This is a genomic window from Sphingobium sp. YR768, from assembly GCF_900111125.1.
Classification (GTDB): domain Bacteria; phylum Pseudomonadota; class Alphaproteobacteria; order Sphingomonadales; family Sphingomonadaceae; genus Sphingobium.
On the sequence record NZ_FOGE01000003.1, the window covers coordinates 206,948 to 218,098 of the forward strand.

Consider the following 11,151-nt stretch of genomic DNA (forward strand, 5'->3'; position numbering starts at 1 on the left):
AACGGGTTGAAAGATAATCCAAATTTAGCGCGTGATGCTTTGGCGGGAGGGGCCATCCCCTCCCACCTTCATCCTCACTCGACCGTAACGCTCTTCGCCAGATTGCGCGGCTGATCGACATCGGTGCCCTTGAGCACCGCGACATGATAGGCCAGCAACTGCACCGGCACGGCATAGACCATCGGCGCAATCAGCGGATGGACCTTGGGCATGGTGATGGTGGCAAGGCAGCCTTCGCCGGCCGCCTGCACGCCGTCATAGTCGGAAATCAGCACCACCTTGCCGCCGCGCGCCTGCACTTCCTGCATATTGCTGACGGTCTTTTCGAATAGCGGCCCGCTGGGCGCGATGCAGATCACCGGCACCAGTTCGTCGATCAGGGCGATGGGGCCATGCTTCATCTCGCCTGCGGCATAGCCCTCGGCATGGATATAGCTGATTTCCTTCAGCTTCAGCGCCCCTTCCAGCGCCAGCGGATAGTCGGTGCCGCGGCCCAGATAGAGCACATCGCGCGCCGGCACGATATGATGCGCCATCGCCTCGATCGCCTCGTCATAGGCCAGCGCGCCGTTGATCGCGGCGGGCGCTTCGGCCAGATGGCGGACGATTTCCTTTTCCTCCGCCGGGGTCAGCCGCCCCTTCGCCCGCGCCAGATTGGCGGCAAAGGCGGCCAGCACCGCGAGCTGACAGGTAAAGGCCTTGGTCGACGCCACGCCGATTTCCGGCCCGGCATGGGTGGGCAGCAACAGGTCCGCTTCGCGCGCCATCGAACTGGTCGGCACGTTGACCACCACGGCGATCTTCTGCCCCTGCGCGCGCGCGTAGCGTAGAGCGGCGAGCGTATCGGCCGTCTCGCCCGACTGGCTGATGAACAGGGCCAGACCGCCCTCCTCCATCACCGGCTCGCGATAGCGAAACTCGCTGGCGAAATCCAAATCCACCGGCACGCGCGCAAATTGCTCGAACCAGTAGCGCGCAACCATGCCGGCATAGAAGCTGGTGCCGCACGCGACGATGGTGACGCGGCGGATGGCCGACAGGTCGAAATCGGGGATCGGCAGCGACACGCGGTCATCCATCCGTTGCAGATAGGCTTTCAGCGTCTGGGCCACGACGACCGGCTGCTCGTAAATTTCCTTCTGCATGAAATGGCGGTGATTGCCCTTGTCGATCATCGCGCCGGACACGCCACTGATCGTCACCGGCCGCTCGACAGGCTTGTTATCCTTGTCGAAAATCTCCGCCCCATCGGCTGTGATGACGACCCAGTCGCCCTCGTCCAGATAGGCGATGCGCTGCGTCAGCGGCGCCAACGCAAGGGCATCGGACCCCAGATAGGTTTCGCCATCGCCATAGCCCACCACCAGCGGCGACCCCAGCCGCGCACCGATCAGCATGTCGGGATGGCTGCGGAAGGCGATCGCCAGCGCAAAGGCGCCATGCAGGCGCGGCAAGACCTGCGCCACTGCATCCTTGGGCGATGCGCCCTGCTCCACCAGTTCGCTCACCAGATGGGCGACGACTTCGGTGTCAGTCTGGCTGTCGAACACCCGGCCGCGCCCGATCAGTTCCTCGCGCAGCGCCTTGAAATTCTCGATAATGCCATTGTGCACCAGCGCCACTTCGCCCGTGGCATGGGGGTGGGCGTTGCTGGTCGTCGGCGCGCCATGGGTGGCCCAGCGGGTATGGGCGATGCCGGTCGTGCCGGGCAGCGGTTCGGCGACCAGTTCCTTCACCAGATTGTTGAGCTTCCCCTCGGCCCGGCGCCGCTCGATCGCGCCATCATGGATGGTGGCGACGCCCGCACTGTCATAGCCGCGATATTCCAGTCGCTTCAGCCCGTCGACCAGCCGCTCCGCAACCTCGTCCTTGCCGATGATACCAATGATGCCGCACATGAAGGAAAGCCCCGTCGAACAGATGAGATCGCGCCCCTATAGGGCCGCTTTATCGCCATGCCATTAACGCCGGTCCCGCAACAGCGCCATGGCCCGAAGATGAAAAGAAATTCATCGGGGTCGAATGGTGATCAGCCAGATTGTCGGCGGCGCGAGCATGCGGAACGGCAAGCCGCTGGTGCCCACCCCGCCTGCGACGATCATCGCCTTGTCGCCATCGCGATACAGGCCACAGGCATAGCGGGTGCCATATTTTGACGGCACATAGATGGCGCCGATGAAAGGCATGGCGACCTGCCCGCAATGGGTATGGCCGACCAGCGTCAGCGAAGCCTTGTCCGGCAGCAGCGGGAAGACGTCCGGCCCATGCGACAGGATGACCGGCGCGCCGCCGACCTGCGCCATCGCCGTCAGCGTGCCCGCCATGTCGATCTTGCGCGTATAGATATCCTTCAGCCCGCCGATCGCCAGCGGCCCGCGCCGCACCGCGCCATCCTGCAACAAAGTGATACCGATGCGCGCAAAGGCCGCCTGCCAGTCCGGCCCGTTCAGCGCCCGTCGATTGAGCTTGCTGCGGCTGTCATGATTGCCCAGCACCGCGACCACGCCCATCGGCGCGCGCAGCCCGGCAAAGGGCGCGATGCTCGCCCGCGCATCATAGGTCGCCCCGCCCTTGTCATCGCCGATATAATCGCCGCCCAGCAGGATCAGGTTGGGCTTCAGCCCGTTGATCTGCGCCACGATCCGGCCCATCCGCTCCGGGCTATTATCCGGCCCGGACAAATGGGTGTCGGTCAGCAGCGCGACGGTCAGCGGCCTTGCGGGCACATCGGCGGGAAAAGGCAGCACAATCTCCGCCCGCTGCACGATCGGCATGGCCCGCGCATTGTGGAGCAACCAGAGCGCAAAAACCGCGCTGAGCAGGATCAGCGCGAGCAGCAGCCAAAGGACTTTCCGCCTTATGCTCACCGGATGCCGTGCTCCTGCGAAAGCAGGAGCCCAGGGTCGAACGACGTGCCCTGCATCCTGGGCTCCTGCCTGCGCAGGAGCACCTTCACTTCGCCGCCTTCTTCGCCTGCATCCGCGCGCGGAACGCTGCTGCCCAACCGACCTTGCCGACCTGCTCCGGCCGTACCAGACAGAGCGAATCCGCCTCTACCGGCCGTGTCACCACGCTGCCCGCCGCGACGATCGCCCCATCGCCGATCGTCGCAGGCGCCACCAAAGCGCTGTTCGATCCGATGAACGCCCCCGCGCCGATCTCCGTCTTGTACTTGAAGAAGCCGTCATAATTGCAGGTGATGGTGCCCGCGCCGATATTGGTCCCCGCCCCCACGCTGGCGTCCCCGATATAGGACAGGTGATTGACCTTCGCGCCTTCGCCCAAAGTCGCCTTCTTGATCTCGACGAAATTGCCGACTTTCGCCTTGGGTCCGATATCCGCGCCCGGCCGCAGCCGCGCATAGGGGCCGATATCCGCGCCGCTGGCGACGGTCGCGCCCTCCAGATGGGAAAAAGCGTGGATGACCACATCGTCCGCCACGGTCACGCCGGGGCCAAAGACCACATTCGGCTCCACCACCACATCGCGGCCCAGCACGGTGTCATGCGCGAAGAACACCGTTTCCGGCGCCACCAGAGTCACGCCCTCGCGCATCGCCTCGATCCGGCGGCGCGCCTGCCACATGGCTTCCACGCCCGCCAGTTCGATCCGGCTGTTCACGCCCGCCACTTCCCAGGCTTCCGTCTCGATCACGGCGCTCGTGCCGCCGGGCAGCATGACGATATCGGGCAGATAATATTCGCCCGCCGCATTATTGTTGCCGATCTGGTCCAGCAGCACGAACAGGTCGGTCGACCGCACCGCCATCAGCCCGCTATTACACAGGGTGACGGCGCGCTCATCCTCGCTGGCGTCCTTATATTCCACCATCTTCCCGATGATGCCCTGCCCGTCGGCGATGATCCGACCATAGGCAGCGGCGTCATCGGGACGGAAGCCCAGCACCACCGCGCGCGGCTCGTCCCCCCGGCTCAGCCGGTCCAGCATCGCCCGCATCGTGCCCGCGCTCACCAGCGGCACATCGCCATAGAGGATCAGCACATCGCCCGCGAAACCCGCCAATGCGTCATGCGCCTGCGCGACCGCATGGCCGGTGCCCAGTTGCTGCGCCTGCACCGCGACGATCGCGCCGGTGCCGGCCACGGCCTTCTCCACCTGCTCGCGCCCCGCGCCGACTACGACCACCTGCCGCTCGGGCGCCAGTTCGGCCACGCTCGCCAGCAGGTGCAGCAGCATCGGCCGCCCGGCGATGGGGTGCAGCACCTTGTGCAACGCGGATTTCATGCGCGTGCCCTGCCCGGCGGCAAGGATGACGACAGCGAGGGGACGGTTAGCGGTCACTTGCGGCAAATCCCTGCGAAGAAGCGGTGAACAGACATGCCCTCTGCCATGTTTGACTTGCCATTGCCACCATCGGCGCGGCATGGCGCAGCATGGCATCGCGAAATCCGAACAGCATCCCGTCCTCCTCGATTCCCTTCGACATTGTGGGGTTCGACCTGGACGGGACATTGATCGACACCAGCGGCGATCTGGCGGCGGCGGTCAATTATGCGATCGGCACGATCGGCCGCCCGCCCTTCCCGGTCACGGCGATCCATCCCTTCGTCGGCAAGGGCGCGAAGATCATGCTCCAGCGCGCGCTCGATGCGTCGGGCGGCTATGATGATGCGACGCTGACGGCGCTGCTGCCGATCCTGCTCGACTATTATGAGCAGAATCTCGCTCTCCACTCCCTGCCCTATCCCGGCCTGATGGCGGCGATGGATGCGCTGGCGGCGCACGGCGTGAAGCTCGCCATCTGCACCAACAAGGCGGAACGCTTCACCATCCCGCTGATGCACCAACTGGGGCTGTCGGAACGCTTCGCCAGCATCATCGCGGGCGACACGGTGGGCGTGTCCAAGCCCGACCCTGCCCCGATCCATGAGATGATCGCCCGCGCGGGCGGCGGCCGCACCATCTTCATCGGCGACACGATCAACGACATTGCCGGCGCGAAAAATGCCGGCATCGCCAATGTCGCGGTCAGCTTCGGCTTCCTCGACGGCCCGGTGGAAAATCTGGCGGCCGACGCCGTGATCCATCATTTCGACGAACTGGTGCCGTTGCTGGAAGGCTGGCCCGCCTGATATGCATCTGCGGCTGGAAAAGGACGGCCCGGTCGCACGTCTGCTGGTCGACCGGCCTGACCGGCGCAATGCCATGACGCAAGCGATGTGGACGCAATTGCCTGTCCTCGTGGGCGAAGCCATGGCCGATGACGCCATCCGCGTCCTGATCCTCGCCTCCGCCACGCCTGGCCTGTTTTGCGCGGGCGCGGATATCAACGAATTTGCCGCCTGCTCGGCCGATGCAGACTGGCGCGTCGCCAATCAGGCGGCGATCCGCTCCAGCCAGTATGCGCTCGCTTATGCGCAAAAGCCGGTGATCGCCACGATCGACGGCGATTGCGTGGGCGGCGGATGCGGCCTGGCCATAGCCTGCGACCTGCGCATCGCTTCGCCCACCGCGCGCCTTGGCATCACCCCGGCGAAACTCGGCATCGTCTATTCCCTGTTCGACACCAAATTGCTGGTCGATCTGGTCGGCCCGGCCCGCGCAAAGCGCATCCTCTTCACCGGCGCGCTGCATGATGCCGACGATGCGCTGGCCATCGGCCTGATCGACCAGATCGCGACCGATCCGTTGGCGGCGGCCGACAGCCTTGCCCGCACCATCGCCGCCAATGCCCAGCATAGCGTGCGATCGTCAAAGGCGATCATCCGCCGCATCCTGGACGGGCAGGCGGACGACGATGCCGCCACGCTGGCACTGTTCCGCGACGCCTTCACCCTTCCGGACTTTGCAGAGGGGGTCGCAGCCTTCCGGGAAAAACGACGCCCCGATTTTTAGAACACTGAGCCTCAAAAAAGACCCGTTCGGGCTGAGCCTGTCGAAGCCCTTTTCTTCAAGAAGTGCAGCCCTTCGACAGGCTCAGGGCGAACGGATACAGAGATAATCCTGATTTTCCTTGTATACACAATGGATTGCTTCGCTTCACTCGCAATGACGGCGTGGATCAAAGTAAAATCCTCACGCCTAACCCCAACCCGTCGCACCCGATCAGAACCTTTTGTTAAGCATCCCGCTATAGCCTGCCCGCGACATTGCGGTTTACCGCCTCTTCCAAGGATATAGCCCCCAGGTGGGTGAGAATTTCGCCTTCTTCCTGCCCATCATGATGGCCAGCTTCGGCATCGCCTTCCTCATCGTTTGGGGATGGGGCGCGCGGGGTGCAGGCTGGTGGAGCGGCGCCTTCTTCTGCGTGGCGGGCGGCTTTGCCGTGCCCGTCGCCTTTCAGGCGCTGCCGACCCATTTATGGGGCATCGTCGCCGACCTGCTCTTCGCCACCGGCTTCCTGCTGTTCAGCCAGGCGCTGCTCGATCGCTGGCGCCGTAACTGGATGCTGCGACTGCGCATCGCCATATGGGGCGGATCGATCCTGCTCTGCGGCCTCGCTTTGTGGACCGACAATCTGCCGCTGGAACTGGTATCGTCCGATTTCGGCTGCTTCCTGCTTATTTCCCTGCCGCTGGTCGCCGCGCATGGGCAATTGCGCCGCGCGCCCGATCGCGCCCTCTATGCCGCCGCCGTCCTCGTCGCGCTCGACAATCTGGTGCGCGGCAGCAGCGTCTCGCTGACGCTGCCCGGCGGCGTTCCCTTTCGCGACAGCGAATATGCCTTCCTGATGCAGGCGCTGGCCTGCATGTTCGGCCTGTTTCTCGCACTCTCCGCGCTCGCCGCCTGCGTGCTGGACCTGCTCGCCCGCTATCGTCACGACGCCCATGTCGATCCACTGTCGGGCCTGCTCAACCGGCGCGGCTTCGACGAGTTGGTCGTGCGACAACGGCGCAAGGGCGGCAGCCTGATCGCCTGCGACATCGATCATTTCAAGTCGGTCAACGACGCGCATGGCCATGCGCTGGGCGACCGGGTGATCGTGACGCTGGCCGACATGCTGCGCACATTGGCCCCGGCGAACAGCATCATCGCCCGTTTCGGTGGAGAGGAGTTCATCCTCTTCCTCCCCGCAACCGACGCCGCCACCGCTGCCCCCATCGCCGATGCCGTCCGCCTGCATTTCGCCGAACAGGGCGCCGCCCGCCTCGGCCTCCCCCGCCCGCTCACCGCCAGCTTCGGCCTCACCACCCTGCACCGCGCCGACCCGTCCATCCACGATGCCATCGCCCGCGCCGACAGCGCCCTCTACGAAGCGAAGGAAACCGGCCGCAACCGCCTCTGCGTCCGCCGCGCACTGGCGATGCCGGATGCGGTGCCCGCGACGGATGGGCAGTTGCGACGGGCTTGAGAGGACACTGGCTTACAGCGCGATCAGTTGGCTGGACACACCAAGCTAGCCAGACTGGCCTCCAAGCTGGCATAATCGCGGTCGATCAGCCCATCACCAGAAAAACACGGGCCTATCCGGTCAAACAAAAGGCAGAGGGTTTCATCAAATGATCCTGCGACATGGAAACCTGCTGCGCCTGTAATCGCGCAGGCACCGTCGGCACGGAGCAACAGATCAACTTTGCTGCTCCATGCGACTGCACTGCCGACCTTCATCCATCCTGCCAGCCAGCGCTCAGACTCCGCCGCGGAAAACAGTTGGTTTTCCTGCCTTATGGAAATCGCAGTCTGATCCACCGGCTCTAGGCTTCTCGCGTGGTTCTCCGCAAAACCATATAGATAGATGCTGTTGTCGAAGAAGCAGGCACCATCGGACCAACGCAGAAATTCTCGGTAAGCCGCAGGGAGCGGTCGGGCCAACGTCTCTTCAAGTTCATCAAGCTGACGATCCGTGACTGCCGGGAAAAGTCTATGCAGATATCCAAGCGAGCGATCGTCGGGGAGCTTTCGGATAAACCGCGCCCCGGTCGGCAGAACCAGAGACGTCGCATCATCATATTGAAGCAGTCGATGCGCAAAAGTCGGTTCGTTCATGCCTTCACGGTGGCGATCCCTCGCGGATCAGTCAATCGACGTGCCTTTATCCGGTTCGGCAAACCCCATCACCCCAAAAGAAAAAGGCCCCCACAACGCGGAGGCCCCTTCCTTAGCTTCGCAAGTCGCGAACCGATCACATATGGATCGGCTTGCCGCGCACGGCCATGGCCGCTTCCTTGATCGCTTCGCTGTGCGTCGGATGCGCATGGCAGGTATAGGCGATGTCTTCGCTCGACGCGCCGAACTCCATGGCCTGCGCCGCCTGTGCGATCATCGTGCCGGCGACGGTGGCGATGATCCACACGCCCAGCACCTTGTCGGTTTCGGCGTCGGCGATGATCTTCACGAAACCGTCCGGCTCATGATTGGTCTTCGCGCGACTGTTGGCCAGCATCGGAAACTTGCCGACCTTGATCGCGCCGCGCTCTTTGGCGACTTCCTCGGTCAGGCCCACGCCCGCGATTTCCGGCTTGGTGTAGACGACCGAGGGGATCACGTCATGGTTCACGATGCCGGTCAGGCCCGCGATATTTTCCGCGACGGCAATGCCTTCGTCCTCGGCCTTGTGCGCCAGCATCGGGCCGGGGATGACGTCGCCGATCGCCCAGACGCCCGGAACCTTCGTACCGAAATCATGATCGGTTTCGATCTGACCACGGGCGTTCAGTTCCAGACCGATCTTGTCGAGGCCCAGACCTTCGGTGTTGGGACGGCGACCGATCGACACCAGAACGACGTCGGCCTCGATCTTCTCCGCTTCGCCACCGGCGGCCGGTTCGACGGTCAGGGTCACGCCCTTCTTGCCGACTTCAGCGCCCGTTACCTTCGTGCCGAGCTTATATTCGAAGCCCTGCTTCTTGAAGATCTTGTTGGCTTCCTTGCGGACTTCGCCGTCCATACCGGGCAGGATCTGGTCGAGATATTCGACCACAGTGACCTTGGCGCCCAGACGCTTCCAGACCGAACCCAGTTCCAGACCGATGACGCCGCCACCGACGACGACCAGATGATCGGGAACCTTGTCCAGTTCCAGCGCGCCGGTCGAATCGACGATCTTGCGGCCCGCATTATCGACCGCCACGCCCGGAAGCGGCGCAACCGACGAACCGGTGGCGATGACGATATTCTTCGCCGTCACCTTTTCGCCATTCACCTCGACGGTGTTCGCGCCGGTGAAGCTGGCGAGGCCCTTGAGCCAGGTCACCTTGTTCTTCTTGAACAGAAATTCGACGCCGCCGGTCAGGCCCTTGACCGCGTCGACGCGCTGGCCCTGCAAGGTGGGCAGGTCCAGGCTCATCTTGTCGATCTTGACGCCCAGCTTGGCGAGCGCGCCATTGGCGGCTTCGTCATAGAGTTCCGACGCATGCAGCAGCGCCTTGGACGGGATGCAGCCCACATTGAGGCAGGTGCCGCCCAGCGTTTCGCGGCTTTCGGCGCAAGCGGTCTTGAGGCCCAGTTGCGCAGCGCGAATCGCGGCGACATAGCCACCGGGGCCAGCGCCGATTACCAGGACATCATAATCGAAGTCTGCCATCTCTCACCTCATTCTCGTGTTCCTGCGAAAGCAGGAACCCAGGGCGTCGTCAGAACAGCGTCTCGAACAAATCCCGCCATTGCGGATTTTCCCGTTCGATCAACGCGATCTTCCAGGCGCGTTTCCATTTCTTCATCTGCAATTCGCGTCGTCGCGCTTCTTGCAGATCATCATATGCTTCGAACCACACCAACATGGTGCAGCCATGCTCCTTCGTAAAGCCATCCACCAGAGCATTGCGATGCTGATATGTCCTGGCCGGCAGGTCGCTGGTGACACCCAGATAAGGGGTGCCGTTGCGCCTGCTGGCCATCAGATAGACATATCCCGCTTTCGTTGCACTTCTCCATCCTAGGCTCCTGCTTTCGCAGGAGCACGTTGGATTGGCTTATAAAGGATTGGCTTACAGGTCGATCAGCAAGCGAGTCGGATCTTCGATCGCGTTCTTGACCGCGACGAGGAAGGTCACCGCTTCGCGACCGTCGACCATGCGATGATCGTAGCTGAGCGCAAGATACATCATCGGACGCGCCACGATCTGACCGTTGCGGACGACCGGACGTTCCTCGATGCGGTGCAGGCCCAGAACCGCCGACTGGGGCGGGTTGATGATCGGGCTGGACAGCAGCGAGCCGAACACGCCGCCGTTGGAGATGGTGAAGGTGCCGCCCTTCATATCTTCCATCGTCAGCTTGCCTTCCTTGGCCTTCTTGCCAAAGCCGCCGATGGTCTTTTCGATGTCGGCGACGCTCAGCGCCTCGGCATTGCGGATGACCGGAACGACGAGGCCGGTGGGCGCCGACACGGCGACCGAGATGTCGCAGAAGTCGTTATAGACGATCTCGTCGCCTTCGATCTGTGCGTTCACGCCCGGAATGTCGCGAAGCGCCATGCAGACGGCCTTCGTAAAGAAGCCCATGAAGCCCAGACGGACGCCATGCTTCTTCTCGAACAGGTCCTTATATTTGGCGCGCGCCTCGATGATGTTGGTCATGTCGACGTCGTTATAGGTCGTCAGCAGCGCAGCGGTGTTCTGTGCTTCCTTCAGACGCTTGGCGACGGTCTGACGCAGGCGGGTCATCTTGACCCGTTCCTGCTTGCGGCTCGGACCAGCAGCCGGGGCATCGGCGGCAGGCGCAGCGGCAACCGCGCCAGCGGCGGCCTTGGCCGTACCAGCGGCGACGGCGGCGGTTACGTCGTCCTTGGTCAGGCGGCCGTCCTTGCCGGTGCCCTTGATCTTGCTCGGGTCAAGACCATGTTCCAGCACCAGACGGCGAACCGCCGGCGACAGGGTCAGGTTGCCGCCATCTTCGTCGTCCGCAGCGGCCGGGGCCGATGCGGCCGGCGCCGATGCGGCCGGCGCCGGGGCAGCGGCTTCCGCCTTGGCGGCGGGGGCAGCGGCCGGGGCCGACGGTGCAGCGGCAGCGCCGCCCGCATTCACATAAGCCAGCAGCGCGCCGACTTCGACCGTGTCGCCTTCCTTGGCAATGATGTCGCCCAGCACACCGGCGACCGGCGAGGGCACGTCGACCGCGACCTTGTCGGTTTCCAGGCTGACGATGGGCTCGTCGGCCTTGACGGCTTCACCGGGCTTCTTGAGCCACTGGCCCACGGTTGCTTCGGTAACGGATTCGCCCAGAGTCGGGACTTTAACTTCGGTAGCCATG

Annotated in this window: 10 protein-coding genes; 3 read left to right on the plus strand and 7 right to left on the minus strand. The window is 63.8% G+C overall.

Annotated elements, in window-relative coordinates:
* Positions 1–74 precede the first annotated feature (74 nt).
* The 3 genes from glmS to glmU all read right to left on the minus strand — a co-directional run bounded on the left by glmS (position 75) and on the right by glmU (position 4,245).
* Positions 75–1,898: a glutamine--fructose-6-phosphate transaminase (isomerizing) gene (gene glmS, locus BMX92_RS05585; RefSeq protein WP_093013187.1), complete on the minus strand. Its 1,824-nt coding sequence runs from the start codon at positions 1,896–1,898 to the stop codon at positions 75–77.
* A gap of 111 nt (positions 1,899–2,009) precedes the next feature.
* A complete protein-coding gene (locus BMX92_RS05590; protein WP_371262289.1) occupies positions 2,010–2,861 on the minus strand; it encodes a metallophosphoesterase in 852 nt (283 codons plus the stop codon).
* Positions 2,862–2,952: 91 nt separating this feature from the next.
* Complete coding sequence (gene glmU, locus BMX92_RS05595; protein ID WP_256213300.1) at positions 2,953–4,245, minus strand: bifunctional UDP-N-acetylglucosamine diphosphorylase/glucosamine-1-phosphate N-acetyltransferase GlmU; 1,293 nt, start codon at positions 4,243–4,245, stop codon at positions 2,953–2,955.
* 149 nt (positions 4,246–4,394) lie between these two features.
* On the opposite strand from glmU, the gene BMX92_RS05600 reads away from it, so the two are divergent.
* From BMX92_RS05600 to BMX92_RS05610, 3 genes are all read left to right on the plus strand, one after another.
* The gene (locus BMX92_RS05600; RefSeq protein WP_177184942.1) at positions 4,395–5,093 is read left to right on the plus strand and encodes an HAD-IA family hydrolase; all 699 of its coding nucleotides are present in this window, start codon (positions 4,395–4,397) and stop codon (positions 5,091–5,093) included.
* 1 nt (position 5,094) lies between these two features.
* Positions 5,095–5,856: an enoyl-CoA hydratase/isomerase family protein gene (locus BMX92_RS05605; RefSeq protein WP_093013190.1), complete on the plus strand. Its 762-nt coding sequence runs from the start codon at positions 5,095–5,097 to the stop codon at positions 5,854–5,856.
* 292 nt (positions 5,857–6,148) lie between these two features.
* A complete protein-coding gene (locus BMX92_RS05610) occupies positions 6,149–7,312 on the plus strand; it encodes a GGDEF domain-containing protein (protein ID WP_093013193.1) in 1,164 nt (387 codons plus the stop codon).
* 23 nt (positions 7,313–7,335) lie between these two features.
* On the opposite strand, the gene BMX92_RS05615 is transcribed toward BMX92_RS05610, so the two are convergent.
* The 4 genes from BMX92_RS05615 to odhB form a co-directional block, all read right to left on the minus strand.
* Positions 7,336–7,947: an SMI1/KNR4 family protein gene (locus BMX92_RS05615; RefSeq protein WP_093013196.1), complete on the minus strand. Its 612-nt coding sequence runs from the start codon at positions 7,945–7,947 to the stop codon at positions 7,336–7,338.
* A gap of 136 nt (positions 7,948–8,083) precedes the next feature.
* The gene (gene lpdA, locus BMX92_RS05620; RefSeq protein ID WP_093013199.1) at positions 8,084–9,484 is read right to left on the minus strand and encodes a dihydrolipoyl dehydrogenase; all 1,401 of its coding nucleotides are present in this window, start codon (positions 9,482–9,484) and stop codon (positions 8,084–8,086) included.
* 49 nt (positions 9,485–9,533) lie between these two features.
* The gene (locus tag BMX92_RS05625) at positions 9,534–9,800 is read right to left on the minus strand and encodes a GIY-YIG nuclease family protein (RefSeq protein ID WP_256213301.1); all 267 of its coding nucleotides are present in this window, start codon (positions 9,798–9,800) and stop codon (positions 9,534–9,536) included.
* 87 nt (positions 9,801–9,887) lie between these two features.
* Positions 9,888–11,150 (minus strand): 2-oxoglutarate dehydrogenase complex dihydrolipoyllysine-residue succinyltransferase, encoded by a 1,263-nt coding sequence (gene odhB / locus BMX92_RS05630; RefSeq protein WP_093013205.1) that lies wholly within the window; start codon positions 11,148–11,150, stop codon positions 9,888–9,890.
* Position 11,151: the final 1 nt, after the last annotated feature.

Excerpts from the sequence above, each read along its gene's own strand:
- glmU (WP_256213300.1), bottom strand. The coding sequence starts at position 4,245 with ATGAAATCCGCGTTGCACAAGGTGCTGCACCCCATCGCCGGGCGGCCG.
- lpdA (WP_093013199.1), bottom strand. The coding sequence starts at position 9,484 with ATGGCAGACTTCGATTATGATGTCCTGGTAATCGGCGCTGGCCCCGGT.
- odhB (WP_093013205.1), bottom strand. The coding sequence starts at position 11,150 with ATGGCTACCGAAGTTAAAGTCCCGACTCTGGGCGAATCCGTTACCGAA.
- BMX92_RS05605 (WP_093013190.1), top strand. The coding sequence starts at position 5,095 with ATGCATCTGCGGCTGGAAAAGGACGGCCCGGTCGCACGTCTGCTGGTC.
- glmS (WP_093013187.1), bottom strand. The coding sequence starts at position 1,898 with ATGTGCGGCATCATTGGTATCATCGGCAAGGACGAGGTTGCGGAGCGG.
- BMX92_RS05600 (WP_177184942.1), top strand. The coding sequence starts at position 4,395 with ATGGCATCGCGAAATCCGAACAGCATCCCGTCCTCCTCGATTCCCTTC.
- BMX92_RS05615 (WP_093013196.1), bottom strand. The coding sequence starts at position 7,947 with ATGAACGAACCGACTTTTGCGCATCGACTGCTTCAATATGATGATGCG.